Genomic DNA, 26,920 nt, shown 5'->3' with positions numbered 1-26,920 from the left:
GTTTCTCCTCACATGGCGTAGCGATGCACCAGGTAAAACAGCACCGCCAGCCAGATCAGCACCATTAAAACCAGGCCAAAGCCGCTGACGACCTTTTTGCCGCGCGCGCGCTGTACTTCGGCGCGCTCCGCGCTGCTGATGCGCACGTCGCGCGGCAGCAGACGCAGCAGGATCAGCACGCCCAGCGGAATAATAATCGCATCGTCCAGCAGGCCGATAATCGGGATGAAGTCGGGGATAAGATCGATGGGGCTGAGCGCATAGGCCACCAGCCCAAACGCCAGCAGCTTAAACCACCACGGCGTACGCGGATCGCGGCAGGCGAACCACAGCGTCAGCACATCTTTTTTGATCAGGGCGGCCCAGCGGCGCAAACGGGCAAATAACATCTTTCGGCCTTATCGGTTTATCTGGTTGATTGCAAATATATTAGCAATTTCACCTTTAAGCCAGCGCGGCGCGTGGTTCACATGACATATAAAGACTGTGCGATGCCCAGAACGCCACGATTGCCGCCAGCCAGGTTCAATCTGCTGGCGCAGCATTTCTTGCATCAGGCGCATCGGGTATGATGCGGGCTTCTTTTAGTCAGCCTTTTCAGGAGAAGCGGCATGAAATATATCGGCGCACACGTCAGCGCTGCTGGCGGCGTAGATCAGGCAGTGATTCGTGCCCATGAACTGGAAGCCACCGCGTTTGCCCTGTTTACCAAGAATCAGCGACAGTGGAAGGCGGCCCCGCTCTCTGCCGCCACTATCGACGCGTTTAAAGCCGCCTGTGAAAAATATAATTTTGGCCCACAGCAGATCCTGCCACACGACAGCTTTCTGATTAACCTCGGCCATCCGGTTATGGACGCGCTGGAAAAATCGCGCGCAGCCTTTATTGATGAGATGCAGCGCGCTGAGCAGCTGGGTCTGACCCTGCTTAACTTCCATCCCGGCAGCCATCTGAATCAGATCGAGGAAGAAGCCTGCCTGAAGCGCATCGCCGAGTCGGTGAATATTGCGCTGGATAAGACGTCGCAGGTTGTGGCGGTGATTGAAAACACGGCCGGTCAGGGCAGCAACCTCGGCTTCCGCTTCGAACACCTGGCGACGATTATCGAGCTCGTTGAGGATAAATCCCGCGTCGGCGTCTGTATCGATACCTGCCACGCCTTTGCCGGCGGCTACGATCTGCGTACCGAAGCGGCGTGCGAAGAGACCTTCGCCGCCTTTGAGCGCATCGTCGGCCTGCAGTACCTGCGCGGCATGCACCTTAACGACGCCAAAAGCGCCTTTGGCAGCCGCGTCGATCGTCATCACAGCCTGGGCGAAGGCAATATCGGCAAAACGGTCTTTAGCTGGCTGATGAAGGATGCGCGCTTCGACGGCATCCCGCTGATTCTGGAAACCATTAATCCGGATATCTGGAAGGATGAGATCGCCTGGCTGAAGTCAGAGCAGAAAAGTTAAAGGCGCGCTGCTGCTTTAAAGCAGCGGGTAAGGCTGAGGCAATAAAAAAGAAGGGAGCCATCTGGCTCCCTTCTCCTTTTCTGTTACGCCGGGGTTCAGGCTTTCGCCAGCTCCTCTTCCGGGCGTTTCAGAATGGCGTAACCCAGACCCGCTACTGCGGTGCCGACGATAATCGATACCAGGTAGCCCAGCACCGGCGTAATCGCGCCAGGAATAAGCAGCACGAACAGCCCGCCGTGTGGTGCCATCAGCTTCGCGCCGATATACATAGAGATCGCGCCGGTAATCGCGCCGCCGACGATACAACACGGCAGTACGCGCATCGGGTCACGCGCCGCGAAGGGAATCGCGCCCTCGGAGATAAAGCAGAGACCCAACACCAGCGCCGCTTTACCGCCCTCCTGCTGACCTTTATTAAACTTACGACGCGCAACCAGCGTCGCTACGCCCATCGCCAGCGGTGGCACCATACCCGCAGCCATAATCGCCGCCATCGGCGCGTAGGTTTGCGAACTGAGCAGCCCGACACCGAAGGCGTACGCCACTTTGTTCACCGGGCCGCCCATATCGGTACACATCATGCCGCCCAGAATCGCGCCCAGCAGCACCGCATTCGCCGTACCCATATTCGCCAGCCATGCGGTCAGGCCGCTCATGATCGCCGCGACCGGTTTGCCTACTACGTAGATCATCAGCAGGCCGGTGATCAGGCTGGCAAACAGCGGAATAATCAGGATTGGCTTCAGCGCTTCCATACTCTGCGGCAGTTTGACCTTGCCGCTGATCAGCTTCGCTGCGTAACCGGCAATGAAACCGGCGATAATGCCGCCGAGGAAGCCGGCGTTAATGCTGGTGGCGATCATGCCGCCAATCAGGCCTGGCGTCAGGCCGGGACGATCCGCGATGGAGAAAGCGATATAGCCCGCCAGCACCGGTACCATCAGCGCGAAGGCGCTGCCGCCGCCGATCTGCATCAGCGCCGCTGCCAGCGTGCCCGGCTCTTTAAAGGCGGTAATACCGAAGGCGAAGGAGAGCGCAATGCTCAGACCGCCCGCCACCACCATCGGCAGCATATAAGAGACGCCGGTCAACAGGTGACGGTAAGCGCCCGCTTTCTCTTTTTTCTCGTCCTGCTGCTCGCCGCTCTGCGCGCCAGCCGCTTTATAAGGTCTGGCTTCGACAACGGCTTTATCCAGCTCCTGCGCGGTTTTCTTCAGCGCCAGCCCGGTTGAGGTGCGGTACATTGGCTTACCGGCGAACTTCGCCAGATCAACCTCGATATCCGCCGCGACGATCACCAGATCGGCCGCCGCCACTTCTTCCGGCGTAATCGCATTGCCTGCGCCGACCGAGCCGCGGGTTTCCACTTTCACCCACCAGCCGCGTTTGGTCGCTTCTGCCTGAATAGCTTCGGCGGCCATAAAGGTGTGCGCCACGCCGGTCGGACAGGCGGTGACCGCAACAATACGTTTCTGACCGCCTGACTGCGCGGCGGCTGGCGCCGCAGCGACAGCGGCTGGCTGCCAGGGTTTCGCTTCCGCTTTCGCCTGAGCAAGGAACTGCTCTGGCGCGCGTACGGCCTGCTGCACATCGCCCAGCCAGACCGGTTTGCCGTTCAGCGCGGCGTCGTTCGGCAGCTCGCGGCCGGCAACGATCACCAGCTCCGCTTCCGCCGGGTTTTCCGTCAGGGTTAAGCCAGCCTGCGCGGCGGCCGCCGCCAGACGCTGTTGCGCCATATAGGCAGAGGCCAGCCCAATAGAAGGATCTTTTATCAGCAGCGTTTTCATTATCGCTCTCCTGCTGTCAGTTAACGGGTTGTAAGTCGACGCGCGCCATCATTGCGGCCAACTGGGTACGATCGGTCACGCCGACGTTGCTCTGGCTGACGGCCATCGCCGCCACTGCCGTCGCAAGACGCAGCGTATGCTCGCTGGATTCACGCATCAGCAGGCCGTAGATCAGCCCGCCGACCATTGAATCGCCTGCGCCCACGGTGCTGACTACTTCACACACCGGCGGTTTGGCGATCCATTCGCCTGAGGCGTTCACCCAGAGCGCGCCCTCGGCGCCCAGAGAAATCACCACATGGGCGATGCCCTGCTCGCGCAGTTCATGCGCCGCGCCAATCACATCCTGCAGCGTCGGCAGTTTGCGACCGGCCCAGATTTCCAGCTCGCGGCGGTTTGGCTTCACCAGCCAGGGCGCGGCTTTCAGGCCCGCCACCAGCGCTTCACGGCTGCTGTCGAAAATAATGCAGGGGCAAAGGGTGCGCAGCTCGCTCATCCAGCGGGTAAAGGCTTCCGGCTGTACGCCCGACGGCAGGCTGCCGCTGACGCACACCATGTCGAACTGGCCCAGCCAGGTGAGCGAGTCGCTGGTAAAGCGATCCCAGTCCTGCTGGCTTACTTCAAAACCGGAGAAGTTAAGATCGGTAACGTCGTTGTTCTGCTCGGTGAGCTTGACGTTGATGCGGGTGCGGCCCGGCACCACCTGAAAACGGTTGGCGATGCCCAGCTCGCTGAACAGCTGCTGAAAGCCGTCCTGATTCTCTTTGCCAAGGAAGCCGCCGACCGTCACGTCAATGCCGAGATCCTTCAGCACTTTTGCCACGTTAATGCCTTTGCCCGCCGCGTGCAGCCCGGTAGTTTTCACCAGGTTGACTTCGCCGCGCTCGATCTCCGGGGTAAAACCCACCAGATCATAGGCGGGATTCAGGGTAATAGTTGCGACGCGTCTGCTCATGCTGCCCCCTCACCCAGACCGGAATTGATCGCCTCTTCAATGGCGTTCAGCGCCTGCTGCGCATCGTCGCCGCTGGCGGTAAAACGCAGACGGTGACCTTTCTTCACGCCCAGCGCGACCACTTTCATCAGGCTACGGCCGTTGGCGGGTTTGCCGCTGCCGTCGAGGTTAGTGACGGTAATATCACTGTTGAACTGTTTGATAACGCTGACCAGCGCCGTACCGGGACGCGCATGCAGCCCATGCTCGTTACGAATGGTGAACTCTGCGCTCAGCACCTCGGCCTGCTCGTCCACTTCGCTGGTCAGCAGCGCATAGAGGCCCGCTGCGTCCGCTTTCAGCAGGCGATCCGCCTTACCGTTGAGCAGCAGCGCGCTGAGATAGCTCAATACCTCCAGCGGACGATCGTCGACGGCGGAAACCGTCACCAGCAGCGCCACTTTTTCCCCTTCGTGCTCGCCAGGGGTGGCGGTGCGGCTGACCGCGACCGCGCTGCGCAGATTGCCGCGGCGGCTGTCGCTCAGCCAGATGCCCTGCCCCAGGCTCAGCGGCGTCGCGGCCACTACGTCGGCGACAAAGCTGGCGTCTACCGCGCCAGCCGCCTGCAGGCGACCGGCATTGAGCGCCTGTAGCGTAATCAGATCGTTTGCGGCCACGTCTAAGGTAATCAGCGAGGTGTCGAAGCTAAATTCAGCCGGCTGTTTTTCACCCATCAGCAGCGCGCGCAGATCTTCCGCCGAGGCGGTTTTCAGCTGTTCGGCAATGCTGTCGTCGCTCAGCACATGCGTCAGCTGACGCAGCAGCGCCAGATGTTCGTCAGATTTCGCGGCGATGCCGATCGCCACATACGCGATCTGATCTTCGCCCCAGGCGATGCCCTGCGGAAACTGAAATACCTGTACGCCGGTTTTCAGCACCAGGTCGCGCGTATCGGTGGTGCCGTGTGGAATGGCGATGCCGTTGCCCAGGAAAGTTGAGGTCTGCTGCTCGCGCGCCAGCATGCCGTTAACATAGCCCTCCGCCACGTTGCCCGCCGCGGTCAGCGCCGCGGCGACCTGGCGGATAGCCTCTTCTTTGTTTTGCGCACTGGCTCCGGTGTGGATGGCCTGCAATTCGAGCTGGAACATATTTCTCCTCGCTTACTGAAATTGAATCGTTTCAGCCTGATGGCCGTTTAAAGCGCGGCGACGTTGCGCAAGGCGCGTGTCTGCTACGCTGAAACGTTTCAAGGAGTCTGGTACAGCGCACAAGGCCATGCAAGGAAATGCGTAAAATGCGTAGCAGATTTTTGACGTTACGCACAATTCAGAAGGGCCGGACGAAATTAAGAGGGTGTAAGCTGAAAGCGATGCTGTAACGGCGCCTTAACGCGGCGCGAAAACGTCAGCACCGTCAGCAGGCTCAGGGCGCGGTATCCGCTTCCAGCTGCAGCAGGTAGACCATGGCATCATGGCGAGTGGCGCCGCACATTTCGCGCGACGGCTGTAAGCCAGCGCAGACGGCGGGCCGCAGCGGGGAGCCGAACAGTTTGCAACGCAGATCGGCATCAAGCTGGATGCAGGACGTATTCGCCGGTTTGCCATGCGGCATACCGGGGATCGGCGAAGAGATAGAAGGCGCGGTACAGCAGGCGCCGCACTGACTACGGCATTGCATGATGCGCTCCAGCGGGTATGAAGCCGCGACAATAACAGCCCGCGTGAACGAAAGCCATGACTGCGTTATGGCGCGCATTTTTTCCAGCGCCATATTGCCTGTTTAATCTGGCGCGAGTAACGTGGCGCGCATCGGAATCCTCCTTTAAGCGAGAGTTGCAATGCCAAGAGCGAATGAGATCAAAAAAGGGATGGCGGTAAGCTGGAACGGCAAGCTGCTGCTGGTCAAAGATATCGATATTCAAAGCCCAAGCGCGCGCGGCGCCGTCACGCTGTATAAAATGCGCTTCACTGATATTCGTACCGGTCTGAAGGTAGAAGAACGTTTTAAAGGCGACGATATTCTGGACGTTATCCAGCTCAGCCGCCGCAGCGTCACCTTCTCTTATATTGACGGCGACGAATACGTTTTTATGGATGACGAGGACTATACGCCTTACTCATTCAAGAAAGATCAGATCGAAGAAGAGCTGCTGTTTATCCCTGAAGGCGGCATTCCGGGCATTCAGGTGCTGACGATGGACGGTCAGGTGCTGGCACTCGAACTGCCGCAAACCGTGGATATGGAAATTGTCGATACCGCGCCGGGCATCAAAGGCGCCTCCGCCAGCGCCCGTACCAAACCGGCCGGCATGAGTACCGGACTGAGCATTCAGGTGCCGGAATACCTGAGCAACGGCGACCGCATCCGCATTCATATCGCCGAACGCCGCTATATGAGTCGCGCTGACTAACCGCCGCAATTCATGTTATAAAGTAACATTATGGCCGCCTTCGCGGCCATTCTTGTTTAAAGAGGCAGAGAGCATGACGCGCGTAAATCTTATTACCGGCTTTCTTGGCAGCGGTAAAACCACCCTGCTGCGCCATCTGCTGGCGGGCAAGCCGGAGCAGGAAAAGTGGGCGGTTCTGGTTAATGAGTTCGGCGAAATTGGCATTGACGGCGCGCTGCTGCGTGACAGCGGCGCGGCGCTGAAGGAGATTCCCGGCGGCTGCATGTGCTGCGTCAACGGCCTGCCAATGCAGGTAGGGCTGAATATGCTGCTGAAGCAGAACCGCCCCGATCGTCTGCTGATTGAACCCACCGGGCTCGGCCATCCGCGCCAGCTGCTGGAGATGCTAAACGCGCCGGTCTATCAGCCGCACCTGCAGCTTAACGCCACGCTGACCCTGCTTGATGCGCGTCAGCTCGCTGACCCGCGCGTAACGGCGAATGAAAATTTCCGCGATCAGCTGGCGGCGGCCGACCTTATTATTGGCAATAAAAGCGATTGCTGGAGCGAAGATGACCGTCAGCGCCTGCAACAGTGGCAGGACGCCACGCTTAACGGCCGCCCTTTTATCGCCACCCGCTTTGGCGCAATCGACCCTGCGCTGCTCGATCTGCCGCGCACAAACCGTCAAACGCTGCCGCAGCCTGCGCATCATCATGCTCACCTTAAACGCGACAGCGGCCTGGCCGCGCTGCGCCTTGATGGCGGAACGCGCTGGCGGCGCGCGTTAAATGAAGGCCAGGGTTACGTTGCCTGCGGCTGGATCTTCGACGACGCGACGCTATTTGATGGCGCAGCGCTGCTCGACTGGGCGCGTCTTGCGCCGGTCGATCGCATTAAAGGCGTGCTGCGCACGCCGGACGGCTCGCTGCGCATTAATGGCCAAAAGGGCGCTATAGATGTCGAAACGCTCGCTGAGGTTGCGCCCGATAGCCGTATTGAACTGATCCACTCGCAGCCGGTGGACTGGAATCGTTTGCAGTCCCAGCTGTTGAGGCTTCGTTTAAACTAGCCAGGTTAGTTTCTGCCGTTAATTTTTATTTGAGTGAATACGATGCGCGCAACTCGTCTTATCACAATTTTGCTGCTCAACGCGCTTGGCGTTGTCCTGTTTCTTTCCTGGTATCTGCCACCCGATCACGGTTTCTGGGCAGCCGTCGATAAAGGGATTTTTTTCAGCTTCAATAACCAGATGGTCGATCACCCTGGCTTTGCCATGCTGGTGGCGATCACCAACTTCCGTGGTTTCGATCTGGTATCGCTGCTGGCGATGGGTGCGCTTTACCTCTTTTACTGGCGTCGTGAAACGCCGCCGGGCCGTCGTCGTCTGCTGGCGATCGGCATTACCATGCTGTTCAGCGCGGTTATCCTCAACCAGCTCGGCCATCTGTTACCGGTGCAGCATAAAAGCCCGACGCTGTTTTTCGAAAATGCGCATCGCGTCAGCGAGCTGACCGGCATCCCGGCCAAAGACGCCTCATCCAACAGCTTCCCTGGCGACCACGGCATGATGCTGATGATTTTTGCCTGTTTTATGTGGCGCTATTTTGGCTTCCGCGCCTTTCTTATCGGCGCGGCTATCGTGGTGATTTTCGCGCTGCCGCGCGTGATGGCGGGCGCACACTGGTTTACCGATATTGCCGTCGGTTCGCTTTCGGTGCTGCTGGCTGGACTAAGCTGGGTGCTGCTGACGCCGCTGAGCGATGCCATTGTCAGTTTCTTCTACCGTAAACTGCCGGGCAAATATAAGCCCTGAATATTCCTGAACAGAACAAGACGAAATAGATTGATAAGCGCGGATGGAAGAATGGCCTTTTTCTTATCCCTCCGCGCTTAATAAAATCAGCTCATTATTATTAGCAAGCTAATTATCTGCTGATATAAAGAAAAGATTATGATGTTTTTTGCTGATAAAGGCCCTTTTTCCTGGCCTGTCCAGCCTCAACGCTCTTAAAAAGCGTCCTACCCGTAGAATTAGCCCTGTTTGTGCCGCTTATTTTAAGGATGATTTCTTAAAATTGTCGATAAAGTAACCACTCTGTTACAGACTGATTTCACATCAAAAAAAGCTATTAGAAATTACGTAAAACCACTCGCCACGGCGTCTGGAATCGGTTAACCTCCCATGCGTTGAGGGTACGGCAGCAGAAAATGCGGTTCTTTTTTATACCAAAACGTGTTCGTTAACACATTTTAGTAATTAAGGAATTGTCTTAGCGAGCATCGCTTATTAATCTCAATCCGTTTTGTCATCTGGCTGGCGACATTCTGTCGTAAGGACATCGAAGGAATATACGAACAATGGTCAAGTCTCAACCAATACTGAGATATATCTGGCGGATTGTGCCTGCAGTAGCGCTGGCAACTCTCCTCTCGGCATGCAGCAGTACCGGTCAACACGCAAGAAACGAGAATCATGACGTTAAAAACCAGAATGGTTTTTTACTTCAGGCGTCTCAGGATGAATTCGAAGAGATGGTGCGGAGCGTGGATGTTAAGTCCCGCATCATGGAGCAATATGCCGACTGGAAAGGCGTGCGTTACCGTCTCGGCGGCGACACCAAGCGCGGCATCGATTGTTCTGCTTTTGTTCAACGTACGTTCCGCGATCAGTTTGGTTTAGAACTGCCGCGTTCAACCTCTGAACAGCAGGACACCGGCAGTGAGATTTCACGCAACAAGCTGCGTCCGGGGGATCTGGTTCTGTTCCACGCCGGTTCAACGGGGCGTCACGTCGGGATCTATCTGGGCAACGATAACTTTGTCCATGCGTCCACCAGCAACGGCGTTATGATCTCCAGTTTGAACGACAGCTACTGGAAAAAACGCTACCGCGAAGGGCGTCGGGTATTAAGCCGTAATCCCAGCTAATTCCTGACCTTTGATCGTTTCTCAGCCAGAGAAAACAGAACGCTGCTTCGGCAGCGTTTTTTTATGCCCCTGTGCCAGATAAATAAGTAGTAATAACGTAAAAAGCGATTGTTTATCAGAAGAATAACGAGACATTTCCTGTCATCTCGTTATATTCTCATGACCTTCGCCAGAGAGCAGTCGTGCACAGTCAATAATAAAAGATAAGACAAGGGGAAAGCACTTCATGCCACTGTCCAGGGCGCTGATGCGCCAGGCCACCTATCCTCGCCGCATCGCCTGGAGCAGCGCGATTTTCGGTAGCCTGTTCTTTATTCTGTTTACCCTGACTCTGCTGACTTACACCTGGCATAAGCGGCAGAATCAGCATCAGCAACTGCTGCACGACAGCCGCGCAGATTTGCAGCAATTGCTGGATACGCTTGTCGCCAATACCCTGAATCCCCTTCTCTCTTTTACCCGTTTTGACTGCCATGCCATTAGTCAGGAGCTGACTTCCCGCGCCGCTTTCGCCAACGATCTGCGGGCGATTTTACTGGTGCGCGAGGGCAACGCCTTTTGCTCCTCGGCAACCGGGGCGTTTTCCCTGCCGCTTAATGCCATTTCAGACCAGACCGATCTCAGCCGGGATCGCGACCTCCGCCTGCTGAGCGGCACGCCTTTACAGCCCGGCAAGCCTGTTTTTGCGCTCTGGCTGCGTAATCCGCAAAGCGTGCAGTCCGGCGTGTTTGCGACCATTAACCTTAACCTGACGCCCTATCAGCTGCTGGCCTCTTACCATTCGGAAATCTCCGGCATGGCGCTGGTGGCGCAAAGCAGCGCGCTTACCAGCTGGCGGCAGACCGTTATCCCCAACAGCGAACTGCCGCAGCAGCCGCTGATGCAGCTGCCGCTCGACGGCTATCCGCTGCAGTTTGTTCTCTATGGCGATACGATATCGACGCGCGATATTCTTATGATTGTGCTGAGCGGTATTCTGCTGTCGCTGCTGGTCGGCGGCGGCTGCTGNNGGGCTGCTGGTTGCTGCTCTCGCTGAACCAGCGCCCCGGCAAAGAGATCCTGCTCGGCATAAAACGTGGCGAGTTCCATGTGGAATATCAGCCGCTGATCAGCACCCATAGCGGACGCGCTTACGGTCTGGAGGCACTGCTGCGCTGGAACCATCCCAGCGAAGGCATGATCCCGCCAGATATGTTTATCAGCTACGCGGAGTCGCTAAACCTGATTATTCCGCTGACGCGGCATCTGTTCGAACTGGTGGCGCGGGACGCCCACAGGCTCAATCCTTACGTGCCCGCCGGCACCCATATGAGTCTTAACCTTTCGCCGCTGCACCTGGCGTCGGAGAGTTTTCAGCAGGACGTTAAGCGCTGGATAGCGGCGATGCCGGATAACCATTTTAACTACGTATTTGAAGTGACTGAGCGCACTATGGTGCGGGATAAAAACGCCGGAGAAATTTTCGCCTGGCTTCATCAGAACGATATCCAGATTGCGATAGATGACTTCGGCACCGGCCACAGCGCGCTGATCTATCTTGAAAAATACCCCTTCGACTATCTCAAGATCGACCGCGGCTTTGTGCAGAGCATCGGGACGCAGACCCTGAACTCCCCGGTGCTGGACGCCGTACTCCATCTGGCGAAAAAGCTGAATCTGAAAACCGTGGCGGAAGGCGTGGAGACGGGCGAACAGGCGGCCTGGCTGGTGAAACACGGCGTCTGTCATATGCAGGGCTATCTGTTCAGCCGTCCCCTGAAGCCGGACCGCCTGATTGACTATTACCGCAGCCGCAGCCTGGCGACGCTGGCAGGATAGCGGGCCGCGCCGCCCCGGATGTTGAATGACGACAGGAGAGCGCTAACCTTATGCTGTTTCGCCTGATACTGCTGTTACTGGTCGCCCTTAGCGCCCCGCTGCGCGCGGAAGTGGTGCATGAAAGCCGCGCATTTGCCACGCTGGGCGAGCCCAAATATGCGGCCGACTTTAGCCACTTCGACTATGCGGATCCCGCTGCGCCTAAAGGCGGCAGGCTTATCCAGGCGGTAGTCGGCACCTACGACAACTTTAACCGTTACGCCTCGCGCGGCAATCCCGGCGCAGGCACCGAGGCGCTCTACGATCGGTTGTTTGTCGGTTCTGACGACGAGCCGGGCAGCTACTATCCGCTTATCGCCGAGTCGGCGCGCTATGCCGAGGATTTCCGCTGGATGGAGATACGCCTCAATCCGCGCGCGCAGTTTCACGACGGCACGCCGATTACCGCGCAGGACGTCGCCTTCACCTTCGATAAATTTATGCGCGAAGGCGTGCCGCAGTTTCGCGTCGTTTATCGCGGCGTGACGATCAAAGCGCTGGATAGCCAGCGCGTCCGTATTGACCTGCCGAAGCCAGAAAAAGATTTGATGCTGGGACTGCTGACCTTGCCGGTGCTGCCGCAGAAAGAGTGGCAGGATAAAAAATTCAATGAGCCACTGAGTTCGCCGCCGCTCTCCAGCGGCCCTTACCGTATCAGTCGTTACAAGCTGGGTCAGTATATCGAGTACAGCCGGGTGAAAAACTACTGGGCGGCCGATCTGCCGGTGAACCGGGGCCGGTTCAATTTCGATACCCTGCGCTATGACTACTATCTTGACGATAATGTCGCGTTCGAAGCCTTTAAAGCGGGCGCGTTCGACCTGCGTGAAGAGACCTCCGCTAAAAAATGGGCGACCCAGTATCGCGGCCGTAACTTCGACGATCAGCAGATTGTCAAAGAGACCACGCCCAACAGGGTGTCGACCAATACCACCTGGCTTGCCATGAACAATGAAAAGGAACTGTTCCGCGATCGTCGGGTTCGCCAGGCGATCACCCTGGCCTTCGATTTTGAGTGGATGAACAAAGCGCTTTTCTATGGCGCCTATCAGCGAGTCAGCAGTTATTTTCAGAATACCGAGTACGCCGCGCAGGGTCTGCCGGATGCGGCGCAACAGGCGCTGCTGACGCCTTTTAAAGATCAACTGCCGCCTGAGGTTTTCAGCGCGCCCTACGCGCCGCCGCGCACCGATGGCAGCGGCTACGATCGGGCTAACCTGCTGAAAGCGCTGGATCTGTTGCGTCAGGCGGGCTGGCAAGTGAAAAACCAGCAGCTGGTGAATGACCAAACCGGCCAGCCGATGCGCATTGAACTGCTGCTGCGCAGCGGCGCCAGCAACGACTGGGCCCTGCCTTTCCAGCATAGCCTGTCGCGTCTCGGCATCAGCCTGACGCTGCGCGTGGTGGATGCCTCACAGTACCTGCGCAGGCTGCGCGAAGGCGATTACGATATGATCGCCCGCGTTTATCTGGCGATGCCCACGCCCAGCTCAGATCTCCAGACCAGCTGGCAATCTGACTTTATCGACTCCTCATGGAACAGCGCGCGGCTCAAAGATCCGCTGGTCGATCACTTTGTCAAAGCCATCGTGGCGCATCAGGGCGACAAAGCGGCGCTGTTGCCGCTCGGCCAGGCGCTGGATCGCATCCTGCTGTGGAATGCGTATATGATCCCGATGTGGTACAACGCTGAAGATCGCATGGCCTACTGGGATAAATTCTCCCATCCCACGGTAAAGCCCGCCTATGCCAGCGGTCTGGAAAACTGGTGGTATGACGTGAACAAAGCCGCGCGTTTGCCGGCCGAACGACGCTGAGGAGCCTGAGTTGGCCGCCTATTTCTTGCGCAGAATGCTGCTGATTATTCCCACGCTGTGGGCGATTATTACGCTGAACTTTTTTATCGTGCAGATCGCGCCCGGCGGCCCGGTTGACCAGGCGCTGGCTAACATACAGTTCGGCCAGACCACGGGCCTGCCCGGCGGCGGCGAGAGCGGCGCGCGCGCGTCCCTGAACCGCGCCAGCCCCGGCGATAACCAGTACCGCGGCGCGCGCGGCCTCGACCCGGAAGTGATTGCTGAAATTAAAAAACGCTACGGTTTCGATAAGCCGATGTGGCAGCGCTATGTCGAGATGCTCTGGAACTATGTGCGGTTCGATTTTGGCGACAGCCTGTTCCGCAGCGCATCAGTGCTGCAGCTGATTAAAGAGAGCCTGCCGGTTTCCATCAGTCTGGGGCTGTGGAGCACGCTGATTATCTATCTGGTATCGATACCGCTGGGCATCAAAAAAGCGGTGCGCAACGGCAGCGCCTTCGACGTCTGGAGCAGCACCTTTATTATCATCGGCTATTCAGTGCCCGCCTTTCTGTTCGGCATTATGCTGATTGTCCTGTTCGCCGGCGGCAGCTATCTCGACTGGTTTCCGCTGCGCGGCCTCACCTCGCCGCAGTTTGACTCTTTCTCCTGGTACGGCAAAATCGCCGACTACCTGTGGCATATCAGCCTGCCGGTGCTGGCGACGGTGATTGGCGGCTTCGCCACTCTGACGATGCTGACCAAAAACAGCTTTCTCGATGAGATCCGCAAGCAGTATGTGGTGACGGCGCGCGCCAAAGGCGTGAGCGAGCGACGCATTCTTTACCATCACGTGTTCCGCAACGCCATGCTGCTGGTTATCGCCAGCTTTCCCGCCACCTTTATCAGCATGTTTTTTACCAGCTCGGTGCTGATAGAGGTGATGTTTTCGCTGAACGGGCTGGGCCTGCTGGGCTATGACGCCACTATTCAGCGCGACTACCCGGTGATGTTCGGCACGCTCTATATTTTTACCCTGATCGGCCTGCTGATGAATATCCTCAGCGACCTGACCTATACGCTGGTCGATCCCCGTATTGTTTTTGAGGGCCGCTGATGCGCTTGTCTCCCGTCAATCAGCAGCGCTGGCTGCGTTTCCGCCACAACCGGCGCGGCTACTGGTCGCTGTGGATTTTTCTGGTTATCTTCGTGCTTTCACTCGGCGCCGATCTGCTCGCCAATGAGAAGCCGCTGCTGGTGCACTACCAGCAGCGCTGGTTTGTGCCGCTGCTGGTTAGCTACAGCGAAAGCGATTTCGGCGGCGCGCTGCCGACCGCCGCCGACTATCAGGATCCCTGGCTGCAGAAACGGCTGAATGAGAATGGATGGGCGCTGTGGGCGCCGATCCGCTTTAGCGACAGCACCATCAACTTCGCGACCTCAACGCCCTTTCCCTCGCCGCCTTCGGCGCAAAACTGGCTGGGTACCGACGCCAGCGGCGGCGACGTGCTGGCGCGCCTGCTTTACGGCACGCGCATCTCGCTGCTGTTCGGGATTATGCTGACGCTCTTTTCCAGCGTTATCGGCATTATCGTCGGCGCGGTTCAGGGCTATTTCGGCGGCCGCATCGATCTTATCGGTCAGCGCGTGATCGAAGTCTGGTCCGGCATGCCCGCGCTGTTTTTACTGATCCTGCTCTCCAGCGTCATCCAGCCCAACTTCTGGTGGCTGCTGCTGGTGACGGTGATTTTCGGCTGGATGGGACTGGTCAGCGTGGTGCGCGCCGAGTTCCTGCGCACGCGCAACTTCGACTATATCCGCGCCGCGCGGGCGCTGGGAGTCAGCGACGGGCGCATTATGCTGCGGCATATGCTGCCCAACGCCATGGTCGCCACCCTCACCTTTCTGCCGTTTATCCTGTGCGGTTCAATCGCTACCCTGACCTCGCTCGATTTTCTCGGCTTTGGGCTGCCCGTGGGGTCACCGTCGCTCGGCGAACTGCTGTTGCAGGGTAAGAATAATTTGCAGGCGCCCTGGCTGGGGCTGGCAGGCTTCTTTACGCTGGCGATCCTGCTGTCGCTGCTGATCTTTATTGGCGAAGCGGTACGCGACGCCTTCGATCCCGCCTGGGGAGGCTGATTATGTCGCTGCTGGCCATTCACCATCTTTCCGTCGCCTTTACCCGCGGCGGCGTGACGCGCACCCTGGTGGAGGATCTCTCCTTCAGTATCGACGCCGGCGAAACGCTGGCGCTGGTGGGCGAATCCGGCTCGGGCAAAAGCGTGACTGCGCTTGCGGTGATGCAGCTGCTGCCTGCGCCTCCGATGCACTATTCGGGCGGCGAAATTCTGTTTAACGGCGAGGATCTGCTGCGCGTCAGCGAGCGCAGAATGCGCGGCCTGCGCGGCAACCAGATGGCAATGATCTTTCAGGAGCCGATGGTCTCTCTGAACCCCTTACACACCATAGAGAAGCAGCTTTATGAGGTGCTCTCCCTGCACCGCGGCATGCGGCGCGAAGCGGCGCGCGGGGAGATCCTCGGCTGCCTCGATCGGGTCGGCATCCGCCACCCCGCCTCGCGGCTGAACGATTTTCCTCACCAGCTCTCCGGCGGCGAGCGCCAGCGCGTGATGATCGCCATGGCGCTGCTTACCGAACCTGCGCTGCTGATTGCCGACGAGCCAACTACCGCGCTGGACGTCACCGTTCAGGCGCAAATCCTGCGCCTGCTGCGCGAGCTGCAGCGCGAACGTAATATGGGCATGCTGTTTATTACCCACGATCTGGGTATCGTGCGGCAGCTGGCGGACAACGTCAGCGTGATGCGCCAGGGTAAAATCGTCGAGCACAACAGCAGCCATGCGCTGTTCAGCCAGCCGCAGCATCCCTATACGCAGCAGCTGCTTGCGGCGGAGCCGGAAGGTCGCGCCGTACCGCTGCGTCCCGACGCGCCGCTGCTGTTGCAGGTGCGCGACCTGCGCGTGAGCTTTCCGGTCAGGCGCGGCCTTTTCAGACGGCAGGTGGCGGAAAAGGTCGCCGTCAGCAACCTCAGCTTCTCGCTGCGGCGTGGCGAGAGCCTCGGGCTGGTGGGCGAATCTGGCTCCGGCAAAAGCACCACCGGTCTGGCGCTGCTGCGGCTGCTCAGCGCGCAGGGCGAGATCTGGTTCGACGGCCAGCCGCTGCACGATCTGTCGCGCAGAGATCTGTTACCGCTGCGCCGTCGCATACAGGTGGTGTTTCAGGATCCGAACTCATCTCTGAATCCGCGTATGACGGTGCAGCAGATCATTGCCGAGGGGCTGGCGGTGCACGAACCCACTCTCGACGCTGCCCAACAGGAAGCGCGCGTGATTGCGGTGATGGAGGAAGTCGGATTAGATGCGGCGAGCCGCCATCGCTATGCGGCGGATTTTTCCGGCGGTCAGCGCCAGCGGATCGCTATTGCGCGCGCGCTGGTGCTTGAGCCGCAGCTGATAGTGCTGGACGAGCCAACCTCTTCGCTGGATCGCTCGGTACAGAAACAGATTCTGACGCTGCTGCGCAGGCTACAGCAGCAGCACCAGCTGACCTATCTCTTTATCAGTCACGATCTACAGGTGGTACGTTCGCTGTGTCATCAGGTGATGGTACTACGTCAGGGTGAAGTCGTGGAGCAAGGCGACTGCGAGAAGCTGTTCGCCGCGCCTGCCGCAGGCTATACGCGCGAGCTGCTGGCCTCAGCGCAACTCAGTGACCGTTAAAGGTTTCCGCGATCGCCACGCCCTGGTTTTTCAGGCAGCAGTTAGTTGCGCTTTCGTCGCTGCGCAAAATAAAGAGACAGGGCGACCCTTCGCACTCCGCCACTTTGCACTCGACCTGAATCGACGCCAGCGAATCCTGCAACTGATGCATGATCTCCCAGCCAAGATGGCCGTCATGGCTAATCAGGCGCAGCGCAATAAGATCCTGCTCGTTGGCGACGCCCTCTTCCGCCACGATAGCGCTATGAAGCTCGCTGGCCCAGCGAAAGCGCTGCGGCAGGCGATGCACGATGGAAAGTTGCAGCATAGTTAACAGATATCCCCAGAGCGATTAACTTCAGTCACGATGAACGTCGCATGCTGTTGCTGCTAAACGGCAGAAACGGACGTCAAGGCCTGCTCTCTCGTTTCCCACTAAACGAAGTGTGGAAAGATTGTTATTTGCGAGTCGGCTCGCATTTTGGCCTATTAGTACCGCGTTCATCGACAGTTAACAATCAGTTTAGACGCATTTCCGTTACTTTCTTAATCATTAATTTTCACATATAAGAAACATAACGGCTGTTGTGTCAGAGAACGAAGCGGGGAAAATGTAAAAAAGGGCGAGCGAAGGTGCTGTTGCAACGCGTTGACGCTGAAGGGGTTCCCCCTGTCGCAAGGCCGCTCAGGACATACCTGCGCGGCTTTACGCCAGGGCTGGCGCTTAGCGTCTGATTGCGCGGGGTCGCGACGCGTAGATAAAAAAGAGAACAGAGAGCGTGGCGCACGCCGCGATGGTGCCTACCATCGGCCAGGCGCTGTTAAAGCTGGCCGTTGACAGCAGCGCGCCGACCAGCGCGCCGACGCCAAAGCGCAGCGTGCCCGCCAGCGATGAAGCGGTGCCCGCCATATGGGGAAACTCATCCAGAATAACCGCCATGGCGTTAGATGAGACCATCGAGACGCAGCCGATAAACATGGCGACGCCCAGCACCATCGGAATAAAGCCCATGTGCAGCGCGCTAACCGCCAGCAGCCAGATGCCCATCGCGAACTGGATCAGCAGCCCGGCGCGGAACATCGCCAGCGGGCCAAAGCGGCGCACCGCGCGGCTGTTGATCAGCGTCATCACAAACAGAAACACCACGTTCAGCGCGAAGTAATACCCGAAGTTCTGCGGCGAAACGTGGTTTACCTCGATATAGACGAACGGACCGGCATTCAGAAAGGTAAACAGCCCGGCAAAAGAGAAGCCGCTCGCCAGCATATAGCTGAAGGCGCGCTTGTGGCGGAACAGCGTGACGAAATTACCCAGCATGGTGCGCAGGTGAAAACGCTGACGCTGTTCCGGCCTGAGCGTCTCGCGGATCTGCGTCATCACCATTACGGTGGTGATCAAGGCGGCGATTGCCAGCGTCCAGAAAATGGCGTGCCAGTCCCATGCCAGCAGCAGCCAGCCGCCGATAATCGGCGCCAGCAGCGGCGCGATGGTGGTGATCAGCATGACAAAGGACATCATGCGCGAGAAATCCTCTTTCGAGTAGCTGTCACGCATCAGAGCGTTAATCACCACGCTGGCCGCAGCGGCGGAAAGGCCGTGTAGAAAGCGCATAAGAATCAGCTGGTCAATCGACTGCGACAGCGCGCAGGCGGCGGCCGCACAGGCGAAAATCAGCGTGCCGAGCACAATCACCGGTTTGCGGCCGTAGCTGTCCGCCAGCGGGCCATATACCAGCTGACCGATGGCGAAACCAAGGATATAGAGATTAAGCGTCATCTGCACGCGACCCGCCGCTACGCCGAATTCGCGGGCGATCTGCGGCATCGCGGGCAGATACATATCAATGGAAAGCGGCATCAGCATCGCCAGCAATCCCAGAATCACTACCAGTCCTACCGCTGAGTTTTTATCCTTGCGCACGGCCGCTCCGCTATTTCTGTTTTAACTCGTCGGGCAGCCCGACGCTGGCAATTTCATCTTCCGTCAGCGGACGATATTCGCCCGGCTCCAGATCCGCATCCAGCACGATGCCGCCGATGCGCTCACGATGCAGCCCGACCACGCGATTACCAACGGCGGCAAACATGCGCTTCACCTGGTGGTAGCGCCCTTCGCTGATCGTCAGCAGCACCTCGGTCGGCGTAATCTCTTCCAGCCGCGCCGGTTGGGTCAGGGATTTTTCGCCGTGTAGCTGAATGCCTGCGGCGAACTGCTGCGCCACCTCTTCGGCGACGGGATGCTCCAGCGTGACGCGGTAGGTTTTCTCGCAGTGATGGCGCGGCGAGGTAATACGGTGCGACCACTGACCGTCATCGGTCAGCAGCACCAGACCGGTGGTATCGATATCGAGGCGACCTGCGGCGTGCAGCTTCCACGCGGTCGGCTCTTCAATAAAAAACAAGATGGTCGGATGATCGGGATCGTCCGTAGAGCAGACGTAGCCCTGCGGCTTGTTCAGCATAAAATAGCGCGGCCCTACCTGCAGCTGCAGCGGATTGCCGTCATATTCCACCTCATGCTCGGGCAGGATTTTGAAGGCGGTGTCGCGCACCACTTCGCCATTAACGGTGACTTTTTGCCCCCGGATTTCACGACCGGCAATAGCCCGGCTGACTTCCAGTTGCTGAGAGATGAATTTGTCGAGTCGCATGAATTCGCTTTGCCTGTTACTGCGGAGGGAAACTGAAACGGGGTTTTACCCGTTGAAAAAGTAGGGGAAGTATAGCCGGAACCGAGGCTGTCGCACAGAGCCGTTCCTGCGTTTCCTCTATTTTCATGGCATAATCTCGCTCAGTTTCGCAAAAGTGATCGGCAATGGCTTTTACTCTACGTCCCTATCAGCAAGACGCGGTTAACGCGACTCTCAATCATTTTCGTCGTCACGCCGAACCGGCGGTGATCGTACTGCCGACCGGCGCAGGCAAAAGCCTGGTGATCGCCGAGCTGGCGCGGCTGGCGCGCGGACGCGTGCTGGTGCTCGCACACGTCAAAGAACTGGTGGAGCAGAACCACAGCAAATATCAGGCCTATGGCCTTGAAGCGGACATCTTCGCCGCCGGTTTGCAGCGCAAAGAGAGCCAGCGCAAAGTGGTATTCGGCAGCGTGCAGTCGGTGGCGCGTAATCTGGATCAGTTCGACAGCGCCTTTTCGCTGGCGATCGTGGATGAGTGCCATCGCATCAGCGATGACGACAACAGCCAGTATCAGCAAATTTTCAATCATCTGCGCCAGCATAATCCGCAGCTGCGCCTGCTGGGCCTGACGGCGACCCCTTTCCGCCTCGGCAAAGGCTGGATCTATCAGTTTCACTATCACGGCATGGTGCGCGGCGATGAGAAAGCCTTTTTCCGCGACTGCATCTACGAGCTGCCGCTGCGCTATATGATCAAACACGGCTTTCTGGTGCCGCCGGAGCGGCTTGATATGCCGGTGGTGCAGTATGACTTTAGCCGTCTGACAGCGCAGGCCAACGGGCTGTTCAGCGAGTCCGATCTCAATCGCGAGCTAAAGCAGCAGCAGCGCGTGACGCCGCATATCATCAGCCAGATCGTGGAATTCGCCGAGGATCGGCGCGGCGTGATGGTGTTTGCCTCGACGGTAGAACATGCGCGCGAGATCCTTACGCTGCTGCCGGACAATAGCGCGCTGATCTCGGCGGAGACCCCTGCTAAAGAGCGCGATGCGACGATCGCCGCGTTTAAGGCGCAGCAGCTGAAATTCCTGGTTAACGTCGCGGTGCTGACGACCGGCTTCGATGCGCCCCACGTCGATCTTATCGCTATTTTGCGCCCTACCGAGTCGGTCAGCCTCTATCAGCAGATTGTCGGGCGCGGCCTGCGCCTGTCGCCGGGCAAAACCGACTGCCTGATTCTCGACTACGCCGGCAACCCGCACGATCTCTTTACGCCGGAAGTGGGCACGCCGAAAGGCGCCAGCGACAATGAGCCGGTACAGGTGTTCTGCCCCGCCTGCGGGTTCGCCAACACCTTCTGGGGCAAAACCACCGCAGACGGCATGATTATCGAGCACTTCGGCCGCCGCTGTCAGGGCGTGCTGGAAGATGACGAAGGCAACCGCGAACAGTGCGATTTCCGCTTCCGCTTTAAAAGCTGTCCTGACTGCGGCGCCGAAAACGATATCGCGGCGCGCCGCTGCCATCAGTGCGACAAAGTGCTGGTCGATCCCGACGATATGCTGAAGGCGGCGCTGAAGCTGAAGGATGCGCTGGTGCTGCGCTGCGGCGGCATGACGCTGGCGCATGGCCGCGATGATAAAGGCGAATGGCTGAAGGCGACCTATTTCGACGAGGATGGCACCAGCGTCGACGAGCGCTTTCGTCTGAGTACGCCCGCTCAGCGTAAGGCGTTCGAACAGCTTTTTATGCGGCCGCATCAGCGCGCGCCGGGCGTGCCGCTCGGCTGGCAAACCGCGGCCGACGTGGTCGCGCTACAGCCGCTGCTGCGCCACCCCGATTTTGTGGTAGCGCGCGCTAAAGGGCAGTTCTGGCAGGTGCGCGAGAAGCTGTTCGACTATCAGGGACGCTTTCGCCGCGCCAACGAGCTACGCTAAACGGCGGAATCATTTGCCCGCCCCGCCCATTACCGCTATACTGCCGCCCGCTTTTGCATTCGCATTAGCCTTTGAACAACCCTCCTGTTGCTGGGTCGCCTGTAGCAGGAATTATTAAAGAGACATGATAATGTTGACCATCAACGCAGAAGTACGTAAAGAGCAGGGTAAGGGTGCGAGCCGCCGCCTGCGCACAGCGAACAAATTCCCGGCCATCATCTATGGTGGTAGCGAAGCCGCTGTTTCTATCGAACTGGACCACGACTCAGTAATGAACCTGCAGACCAAGCCAGGCTTCTACACTGACGTTCTGACTCTGGTTGTCGACGGTAAAGAAACCAACGTCAAAGTGCAGGCTGTTCAGCGTCACCCGTTCAAGCCAAAACTGCACCACATCGACTTCGTACGCGCCTAATCCCCTGCGAATCGATATAAAAAACGCCGCTTATGCGGCGTTTTTTTTTCTGGCTGACAGCGCCTGCGCGCTTATTTGCCGCTGGTGCGTCGCTGCAGCTGATCGCGCAGGTTCGGCGGCGTGCCCTTAATGGTTAAGGTGTCGGTGGCCGGATCCCAGAAGATGCGCTCTCCCAGCAGCCCGGCGTCGAAGTTCAGCGTCAGACCGCCGCCGCTGCCAGAGAATTTGGTCAGCTGGCGCAGCGTGCTGCGATCCGCCGGAAAGTGCTCCTCCAGCTCATAGCCCTGCTCCTGCGTAAAGGCCTGAAAAGATTTCTCGCCAAGCGGCGGCAGTTCCTTCGACAGATCCTCCAGCGCGATCTCCTCGCCCGCCTGCAGCTGCTCGTTGCAATAGCTGTAAACCTGCTGGCGATAGTTCTGCCGCTCGTTCTTATCAAGCGCCGATTCCGCGCAGTAATCATCCACCGCCTGCAGCAGGCCGCGGTTTTGCGCTTTCGTATCAAGACCGACGCTGGCGCCGAGGAAGTCCATAAAGAAATCGGCGACTTTGCGCCCTACGCGGCCGCGCAGAAAAGTCAGATAGCGCGTGGAGTCCGGCGTCAGCTCCCACTCGGTTAAGTCGATGCGCGCCACGATATCGGCATGGTTGATGTCCAGATAGTGGGTGCTGCTGATGTCGAGCTGCTCATTGACGCGCATGCTGCTCTGGCTGTTGAGCACCGCCACCAGCAGATACTCCACCGCCAGATAGCGATAGTGCACAAACAGCACTACGCCGCCTTCGGCGAAAGGATATTTGGCCAGCTCGTCGCGAAGACGGCCGGTCGCCGCGCGGCTGAACGCCAGGAAGTCATCATTGCCCTTCCGGCAGTTGCGCAGCGCTTCGGCCAGTTCGCTATCTTCGTTAAACAGACCGTAAGCTTTATTTTTAGCGCTGTAGACGCGGTGCAATTCCTCTACCATCGCTTCCACGGTAGCGTTGGCGGGCAGCAGCGTATCGCGCAGCACCAGCTCAAGCTGATTCTCGTCGCGCTTGATAAGCTGATGCAGGGCAATCTGGTCGATATCCAGACTCATGGTAGACTCTCCTTTTGGTTCAGGCGCGTATTCAAACACCGCCCGCACCGGCTTTCAACTCCATGCGATAGCCGATCGGTGCGCTTTCGATAAAATTGCGGTAAAAACCCTGTTGTTACGGTACTATATCGCCTTTTGAAACGAGATTAGTCGACGATATGCCACAATCATCCCGTTACAGCGACGAACGCGTGGAAAAACTCCTCGCGCAACTGGCCCAGGTGCTGCAGAAAGACAATGCGCCGACCGACCTTTCCCTGATGGTGCTGGGGAATATGGTAACCAACGTGATCAACAGCGACGTTGCGCCGGCGCAGCGCCGTTCACTGGCACGATCTTTCGCGGAAGCCCTTCAGGCCTCCGTACGTGACGACAACGCCCATTAATCGCTGATTTGACCGCATAATATGGTAACCAACCGGCAGCGCTACCGCGAAAAAGTGTCCCAGATGATCAGTTGGGGGCACTGGTTTGCTCTGTTTAATATTTTATTCGCGTTGATTTTAGGCAGCCGCTATCTGGTGGTCGCCGACTGGCCTGCTTCGCTCGCCGGGCGCATTTACGCCTTCAGCAGCTGGATCGGCCACTTCAGCTTTATTGTTTTTGCCGTCTACCTGCTGGCGATATTTCCCCTGACCTTTGTTGTGATGTCGCAGCGGCTGCTGCGCGTCCTGTCGGCGATTATCGCCACCGTCGGGCTGACGCTGATTATGGTCGACAGCGCGGTGTTCAACCGCTTCCATCTGCACCTTAATCCGGTGGTGTGGGAGCTGGTGATCAACCCGGACCAGAGCGAGATGGCGCGCGACTGGCAGCTGATGTTTATCAGCGTGCCGCTGATTTTCCTGGTGGAGATGCTGTTCGCCACCTGGAGCTGGCAGAAGCTGCGCAGCCTGAACCGGCGCTCGTTCGGCAAGCCGCTGGCGGCGCTGTTTATCAGCGCCTTTTTCGCCAGCCATCTGCTCTATATCTGGGCCGATGCCAATTTCTATCGTCCAATTACCATGCAGCGCGCTAACCTGCCGCTCTCCTATCCGATGACTGCCCGACGCTTCCTTGAGCGCCACGGCTTGCTGGACGCGCAGGCTTATCAGCAGCGCCTGATCCAGCAGGGCGATCCAGAGGCGGTTTCGGTGCAGTATCCGCTTAGCGATATCACTTTCCGCGATGGCGGCACGCGCAATAACCTGCTGGTAATCACCGTGAAAACGCTGAACGGCGGCGATATGGCAAAAACGCTGCCGCAGCTTAATCAGTTCGCCAGCGATAACGTGCGTTTTACCCAGCATTACAGCGCGGGCGATATCCCGGAAAAAGGGCTGTTTGGCCTGTTCTACGGTATTTCCGCCAGCTATATGGACGGCGTGCTGGCGGCGCGTATGCCGTCGGCGCTGCTTAGCGCATTAAGTTCGCAGGGCTACCAGTTTGGGCTTTTCTCATCGGAGGGCTTTAACCAGCCTCTCTATCGCCAGGCGCTGCTGACGGACTATACGCTGCCGAATACCGACAGCCAGCCCAACGCCAGCACTGTCACCCAGTGGCAAAACTGGCTGAACGGGCAGAAAGGCGACGGCAATCCCTGGTTCTCCTGGCTTGCACTGGACGGCGTCGATCTGAGCGGCACGACGGTAAAAACGCGTCAACGCAGCTACTTGCGCCAGGCTGCGACGATTGATGAGCAAATTCATAACGTGCTCGCCACGCTGGAGCAGCGCAATCTGTTGAAAAATACCGTGGTGGTGATTACTGCGCAACAGGGCGTGGCGCTGGACGGCACCGCTGGTAACGTGGGCAATCGCGCGAACCTGCAGGTTCCGCTGGTCATTCACTGGCCGGATACGCCTGCGCAGACCATCGATCGTCTGACCGACCATCAGGATGTGATGGCGACGCTGATGCAGCGCCTGCTGCATGTGCGCACCAGCCCGGTGAATTATTCGCAAGGGGAAGATCTCTTCGCCGCGCAGCGCCGCCACGACTGGGTCGCCAGCAGCGAAGATAACCGTCTGGTGGTGACTACGCCTCAGGTGACGCTGGTGCTCAACAATAACGGCAGCTATCGCGCCTACGATGCGCAGGGCAATCTCCTGAAAGATCACCGGCCAGAGCTGGCGTTATTGCTGCAGGTGCTGACGGAAGAGAAGCGCTTTATCGCTAACTGATTATTTATGAGGCAGTTAGACGCCAGCTGCTTGCATTCCGGCGAAGAAACAGTAGACTAAGCCCCACTGTTCGGCACGTAGCGCAGCCTGGTAGCGCACTGTCATGGGGTGTCAGGGGTCGGAGGTTCAAATCCTCTCGTGCCGACCAAAATTCCCAACTAAAGCAGCCTGTTAAGGCTGCTTTTTTTATGCCTGGATTTTACGATGACAAAACCAGAGCAAGAAAATGCGTCTATGTAATGGCTTTACAGGCTCGCTATCCTTCCAGACGCGCATAATGATGTAAGTTACGTTTCCGGCACACTGGCCTCAGCGGTCGCCTTGCCCGCAATGTTTTATCCGTCGTCTGTGCGCCCTTCCAGGTTTTTAACCTGCTTAGTACCTCTTCGCCGCGCTCTGTGAACGGTGTGCTTCGAACTTATGTGCCATGACGAGTGCTTCATCGAAGGATGGATACAAAAACAGCCAGAGCACGCGAAATTTTATCAGGTTAATTTCATTCTCAAATGAGAAGGAATACGTTCACCTCTTCTGTTTACTGAAGAGAGAATTTTCTTAATATAGAAAACGGTTCGCTGGTCGCCCTTTCTGAAGAATTGTATTCTGATAATCCTGCGGCCAGTTCCTCCTCCACAAGAAAAGCGTCGAGGGCAACGTATGGATACAGTTGAAGAGCTTAACGGAACATATTTCTATGCAGGACGATCAAACCTTACCGCCCCTGAGCTTTTTTTCATGGTTTTTGTAATGAATACTGCGAATTACTGCACGAGGTAAGGATAAATCATGGCAGATGATATTGAGAAGCGTATTTACTCGTTAGTCAGACGCTACAACGGCGTTTATTTATTTAATAACGAGAAAAAACAAAGAAAGCTCAATCCAAAGACCGATTTAGATACAGATATGCAGTTAGATGTAGGTGAAGCCGAAGATCTTATGGACGATTTTTTTACAACTTTCAACATTGATAAGGGCAACTTTAAAATAGAGACCTATTATCCTGACGTGCCTGTTTCATGGAACCCCTTTAAAAAAGTCCCGCCGATACCCGTCCCGGATTTCACCATCGGTATGCTGATTGAATCAGCGAAGGCCGGTCGCTGGTTATACGATTAAACACAAGCAAGGAGCGTCAGGACGGCCAAACTGATAACGGTGCGTAAGGTCAGCACCTTCACTGGGCGAACGGTTCCGCTGACTGGTGAAGTTATTTTAATTACCGATGTCTCCCGTATCATTTACTGTTCTGTACGTGACTACAAGGCTCTGACACAGAACAAAGTAAATTATGGTAGATGATATTGAACAACGTGTTATCGCTTTAGTTACCCGCTATAGCGGGAAATATATGTTCAGAAAGAAAAAGTATGACACCTACACAGCATCCTCAAGCATTCATTTTGACGTAAAGTTAGATCAGGATGATGTTGAAGCGTTTGTCGAAGATTATTCACGCGATTTGAGTGTAAACATGTCAGATTTTGATATGCAAATCTATTATCCTGAAGTGAAATTTTCCTGGAACCCATTTAAAAAACCAGAGCCGGTTGATATTCCTGATCTCACTATTGACATGTTTATTCAGTCTGCGAAAGCAGGAAAATGGTTATATAAAAAATGAAAAGCATGAAGCGTTACTATGGGCGTAACTGTTCACTTATTTTTTGACCGATGAGGACGGTTCAGTGAGCCAGGGAGCTTGCCGCCCCCCTTTTGTTACTGCTGTGCCGGGCCTGAACCGCTCCTTTCCGCCATCGGGTCAGAAACATGGTCTATACTGACCTTTATGTGTGGGTAACAAGAGGAGAGTTTATGCATTACATA

At 57.4% G+C, this 26,920-nt stretch carries 24 protein-coding genes, 1 tRNA gene and 2 pseudogenes; 18 read left to right on the top strand and 9 right to left on the bottom strand.

The features are described from left to right. Positions 1-8: 8 nt before the first annotated feature. Entirely contained in the window at positions 9-389 is a 381-nt protein-coding gene (locus B3797_RS10995) for a YkvA family protein (RefSeq protein ID WP_311782624.1), read from the bottom strand. A 222-nt stretch (positions 390-611) separates the two neighbouring features. Here B3797_RS10995 and nfo point away from each other — a divergent pair, with 222 nt between their 5' ends. Continuing rightward, complete coding sequence (gene nfo / locus B3797_RS10990; protein ID WP_311791088.1) at positions 612-1,457, top strand: deoxyribonuclease IV; 846 nt, start codon at positions 612-614, stop codon at positions 1,455-1,457. Between the two features lie 95 nt (positions 1,458-1,552). Here nfo and fruA read toward each other — a convergent pair whose 3' ends face one another. The 4 genes from fruA to B3797_RS10970 form a co-directional block, all read right to left on the bottom strand. Continuing rightward, entirely contained in the window at positions 1,553-3,244 is a 1,692-nt protein-coding gene (gene fruA, locus B3797_RS10985; protein WP_311782625.1) for a PTS fructose transporter subunit IIBC, read from the bottom strand. A gap of 16 nt (positions 3,245-3,260) precedes the next feature. Then, positions 3,261-4,199, bottom strand: a complete 939-nt coding sequence (gene fruK / locus B3797_RS10980; RefSeq protein ID WP_311782626.1) for a 1-phosphofructokinase — start codon at positions 4,197-4,199, stop codon at positions 3,261-3,263. After that, complete coding sequence (gene fruB, locus B3797_RS10975) at positions 4,196-5,326, bottom strand: fused PTS fructose transporter subunit IIA/HPr protein (protein WP_311791087.1); 1,131 nt, start codon at positions 5,324-5,326, stop codon at positions 4,196-4,198. Before fruB ends, fruK begins: the two co-directional genes overlap by 4 nt. A gap of 274 nt (positions 5,327-5,600) precedes the next feature. Further along, entirely contained in the window at positions 5,601-5,855 is a 255-nt protein-coding gene (locus B3797_RS10970) for a YkgJ family cysteine cluster protein (RefSeq protein ID WP_311791086.1), read from the bottom strand. Between the two features lie 160 nt (positions 5,856-6,015). Between B3797_RS10970 and yeiP the strand changes: the two genes are divergently transcribed. From yeiP to yejF, 9 genes and pseudogenes are all read left to right on the top strand, one after another. Continuing rightward, positions 6,016-6,588: an elongation factor P-like protein YeiP gene (gene yeiP, locus B3797_RS10965; protein ID WP_103794119.1), complete on the top strand. Its 573-nt coding sequence runs from the start codon at positions 6,016-6,018 to the stop codon at positions 6,586-6,588. Positions 6,589-6,661: 73 nt separating this feature from the next. Further along, positions 6,662-7,639 carry a GTP-binding protein gene (locus B3797_RS10960; RefSeq protein ID WP_311782629.1) on the top strand — a complete coding sequence of 326 codons (978 nt, stop codon included), beginning with the start codon at positions 6,662-6,664 and terminating at the stop codon, positions 7,637-7,639. Positions 7,640-7,681: 42 nt separating this feature from the next. Beyond that, positions 7,682-8,383, top strand: a complete 702-nt coding sequence (locus B3797_RS10955) for a phosphatase PAP2 family protein (RefSeq protein WP_311782630.1) — start codon at positions 7,682-7,684, stop codon at positions 8,381-8,383. A gap of 545 nt (positions 8,384-8,928) precedes the next feature. Then, on the top strand, positions 8,929-9,498 hold the full coding sequence (gene mepS, locus B3797_RS10950) for a bifunctional murein DD-endopeptidase/murein LD-carboxypeptidase (protein WP_311782631.1): 570 nt from the start codon (positions 8,929-8,931) through the stop codon (positions 9,496-9,498). 226 nt (positions 9,499-9,724) lie between these two features. Beyond that, positions 9,725-11,316: pseudogene (locus tag B3797_RS10945) on the top strand (cyclic di-GMP phosphodiesterase). A gap of 50 nt (positions 11,317-11,366) precedes the next feature. Beyond that, entirely contained in the window at positions 11,367-13,172 is a 1,806-nt protein-coding gene (locus B3797_RS10940; protein WP_311791085.1) for an extracellular solute-binding protein, read from the top strand. A 10-nt stretch (positions 13,173-13,182) separates the two neighbouring features. Then, positions 13,183-14,268, top strand: coding sequence for a microcin C ABC transporter permease YejB (locus tag B3797_RS10935; protein WP_311791084.1), 1,086 nt, complete (start codon positions 13,183-13,185; stop codon positions 14,266-14,268). Further along, on the top strand, positions 14,268-15,290 hold the full coding sequence (locus B3797_RS10930) for a microcin C ABC transporter permease (protein WP_311791083.1): 1,023 nt from the start codon (positions 14,268-14,270) through the stop codon (positions 15,288-15,290). Before B3797_RS10935 ends, B3797_RS10930 begins: the two co-directional genes overlap by 1 nt. 2 nt (positions 15,291-15,292) lie before the next feature. After that, positions 15,293-16,891 carry a microcin C ABC transporter ATP-binding protein YejF gene (yejF, locus tag B3797_RS10925; RefSeq protein ID WP_414693066.1) on the top strand — a complete coding sequence of 533 codons (1,599 nt, stop codon included), beginning with the start codon at positions 15,293-15,295 and terminating at the stop codon, positions 16,889-16,891. On the opposite strand, the gene B3797_RS10920 is transcribed toward yejF, so the two are convergent. From B3797_RS10920 to rsuA, 3 genes are all read right to left on the bottom strand, one after another. Next, complete coding sequence (locus B3797_RS10920; RefSeq protein WP_311782635.1) at positions 16,878-17,198, bottom strand: hypothetical protein; 321 nt, start codon at positions 17,196-17,198, stop codon at positions 16,878-16,880. The two genes, yejF and B3797_RS10920, sit on opposite strands and share 14 nt — an antisense overlap. 396 nt (positions 17,199-17,594) lie before the next feature. After that, on the bottom strand, positions 17,595-18,791 hold the full coding sequence (locus B3797_RS10915; protein ID WP_311782636.1) for a Bcr/CflA family multidrug efflux MFS transporter: 1,197 nt from the start codon (positions 18,789-18,791) through the stop codon (positions 17,595-17,597). Between the two features lie 10 nt (positions 18,792-18,801). After that, positions 18,802-19,521 (bottom strand): 16S rRNA pseudouridine(516) synthase RsuA, encoded by a 720-nt coding sequence (gene rsuA, locus B3797_RS10910; protein ID WP_311791082.1) that lies wholly within the window; start codon positions 19,519-19,521, stop codon positions 18,802-18,804. A 164-nt stretch (positions 19,522-19,685) separates the two neighbouring features. On the opposite strand from rsuA, the gene B3797_RS10905 reads away from it, so the two are divergent. Both B3797_RS10905 and rplY read left to right on the top strand, forming a co-directional pair. After that, positions 19,686-21,440, top strand: coding sequence for a DEAD/DEAH box helicase (locus B3797_RS10905; RefSeq protein ID WP_311791081.1), 1,755 nt, complete (start codon positions 19,686-19,688; stop codon positions 21,438-21,440). 130 nt (positions 21,441-21,570) lie between these two features. Further along, on the top strand, positions 21,571-21,855 hold the full coding sequence (rplY, locus tag B3797_RS10900; protein ID WP_033750384.1) for a 50S ribosomal protein L25: 285 nt from the start codon (positions 21,571-21,573) through the stop codon (positions 21,853-21,855). A gap of 71 nt (positions 21,856-21,926) precedes the next feature. On the opposite strand, the gene yejK is transcribed toward rplY, so the two are convergent. Beyond that, positions 21,927-22,931 carry a nucleoid-associated protein YejK gene (gene yejK / locus B3797_RS10895; RefSeq protein WP_311782639.1) on the bottom strand — a complete coding sequence of 335 codons (1,005 nt, stop codon included), beginning with the start codon at positions 22,929-22,931 and terminating at the stop codon, positions 21,927-21,929. Between the two features lie 158 nt (positions 22,932-23,089). Here yejK and B3797_RS10890 point away from each other — a divergent pair, with 158 nt between their 5' ends. The 6 genes and pseudogenes from B3797_RS10890 (at position 23,090) to B3797_RS10870 (ending at position 26,717) form a co-directional block, all read left to right on the top strand. Further along, positions 23,090-23,317: a YejL family protein gene (locus B3797_RS10890; RefSeq protein WP_033750387.1), complete on the top strand. Its 228-nt coding sequence runs from the start codon at positions 23,090-23,092 to the stop codon at positions 23,315-23,317. 21 nt (positions 23,318-23,338) lie between these two features. Beyond that, the gene (gene yejM / locus B3797_RS10885; RefSeq protein ID WP_311791080.1) at positions 23,339-25,093 is read left to right on the top strand and encodes an LPS biosynthesis-modulating metalloenzyme YejM; all 1,755 of its coding nucleotides are present in this window, start codon (positions 23,339-23,341) and stop codon (positions 25,091-25,093) included. Positions 25,094-25,164: 71 nt separating this feature from the next. Beyond that, positions 25,165-25,241: transfer RNA gene (locus B3797_RS10880), tRNA-Pro, on the top strand. Between the two features lie 509 nt (positions 25,242-25,750). Continuing rightward, a pseudogene (locus B3797_RS19600) lies at positions 25,751-25,855 on the top strand (STM2901 family protein); the annotation flags it as partial. 24 nt (positions 25,856-25,879) lie between these two features. Then, complete coding sequence (locus B3797_RS10875) at positions 25,880-26,212, top strand: DUF1493 family protein (RefSeq protein WP_311782641.1); 333 nt, start codon at positions 25,880-25,882, stop codon at positions 26,210-26,212. 172 nt (positions 26,213-26,384) lie between these two features. Continuing rightward, positions 26,385-26,717 (top strand): DUF1493 family protein, encoded by a 333-nt coding sequence (locus tag B3797_RS10870; RefSeq protein WP_311782642.1) that lies wholly within the window; start codon positions 26,385-26,387, stop codon positions 26,715-26,717. Positions 26,718-26,920: the final 203 nt, after the last annotated feature.

This window comes from Pantoea sp. UBA5923 (genome assembly GCF_002431095.1).
GTDB lineage: Bacteria > Pseudomonadota > Gammaproteobacteria > Enterobacterales > Enterobacteriaceae > Pantoea > Pantoea piersonii.
Note: the sequence above shows the minus strand (reverse complement) of the source record. Positions and strands in the feature narration are given on the sequence as shown.

Bases quoted from the DNA above. Each gene is read 5' to 3' on its own strand.
- B3797_RS10905 (WP_311791081.1), top strand. From the start codon at position 19,686: ATGGCTTTTACTCTACGTCCCTATCAGCAAGACGCGGTTAACGCGACT.
- B3797_RS10940 (WP_311791085.1), top strand. From the start codon at position 11,367: ATGCTGTTTCGCCTGATACTGCTGTTACTGGTCGCCCTTAGCGCCCCG.
- B3797_RS10955 (WP_311782630.1), top strand. From the start codon at position 7,682: ATGCGCGCAACTCGTCTTATCACAATTTTGCTGCTCAACGCGCTTGGC.
- nfo (WP_311791088.1), top strand. From the start codon at position 612: ATGAAATATATCGGCGCACACGTCAGCGCTGCTGGCGGCGTAGATCAG.
- B3797_RS10875 (WP_311782641.1), top strand. From the start codon at position 25,880: ATGGCAGATGATATTGAGAAGCGTATTTACTCGTTAGTCAGACGCTAC.
- B3797_RS10930 (WP_311791083.1), top strand. From the start codon at position 14,268: ATGCGCTTGTCTCCCGTCAATCAGCAGCGCTGGCTGCGTTTCCGCCAC.
- B3797_RS10920 (WP_311782635.1), bottom strand. From the start codon at position 17,198: ATGCTGCAACTTTCCATCGTGCATCGCCTGCCGCAGCGCTTTCGCTGG.
- yejF (WP_414693066.1), top strand. From the start codon at position 15,293: ATGTCGCTGCTGGCCATTCACCATCTTTCCGTCGCCTTTACCCGCGGC.
- B3797_RS10960 (WP_311782629.1), top strand. From the start codon at position 6,662: ATGACGCGCGTAAATCTTATTACCGGCTTTCTTGGCAGCGGTAAAACC.
- fruK (WP_311782626.1), bottom strand. From the start codon at position 4,199: ATGAGCAGACGCGTCGCAACTATTACCCTGAATCCCGCCTATGATCTG.
- rsuA (WP_311791082.1), bottom strand. From the start codon at position 19,521: ATGCGACTCGACAAATTCATCTCTCAGCAACTGGAAGTCAGCCGGGCT.
- B3797_RS10870 (WP_311782642.1), top strand. From the start codon at position 26,385: ATGGTAGATGATATTGAACAACGTGTTATCGCTTTAGTTACCCGCTAT.
- yejK (WP_311782639.1), bottom strand. From the start codon at position 22,931: ATGAGTCTGGATATCGACCAGATTGCCCTGCATCAGCTTATCAAGCGC.
- yejM (WP_311791080.1), top strand. From the start codon at position 23,339: ATGGTAACCAACCGGCAGCGCTACCGCGAAAAAGTGTCCCAGATGATC.
- mepS (WP_311782631.1), top strand. From the start codon at position 8,929: ATGGTCAAGTCTCAACCAATACTGAGATATATCTGGCGGATTGTGCCT.
- yeiP (WP_103794119.1), top strand. From the start codon at position 6,016: ATGCCAAGAGCGAATGAGATCAAAAAAGGGATGGCGGTAAGCTGGAAC.
- rplY (WP_033750384.1), top strand. From the start codon at position 21,571: ATGTTGACCATCAACGCAGAAGTACGTAAAGAGCAGGGTAAGGGTGCG.
- B3797_RS10995 (WP_311782624.1), bottom strand. From the start codon at position 389: ATGTTATTTGCCCGTTTGCGCCGCTGGGCCGCCCTGATCAAAAAAGAT.
- fruA (WP_311782625.1), bottom strand. From the start codon at position 3,244: ATGAAAACGCTGCTGATAAAAGATCCTTCTATTGGGCTGGCCTCTGCC.
- B3797_RS10970 (WP_311791086.1), bottom strand. From the start codon at position 5,855: ATGCAATGCCGTAGTCAGTGCGGCGCCTGCTGTACCGCGCCTTCTATC.
- fruB (WP_311791087.1), bottom strand. From the start codon at position 5,326: ATGTTCCAGCTCGAATTGCAGGCCATCCACACCGGAGCCAGTGCGCAA.
- B3797_RS10890 (WP_033750387.1), top strand. From the start codon at position 23,090: ATGCCACAATCATCCCGTTACAGCGACGAACGCGTGGAAAAACTCCTC.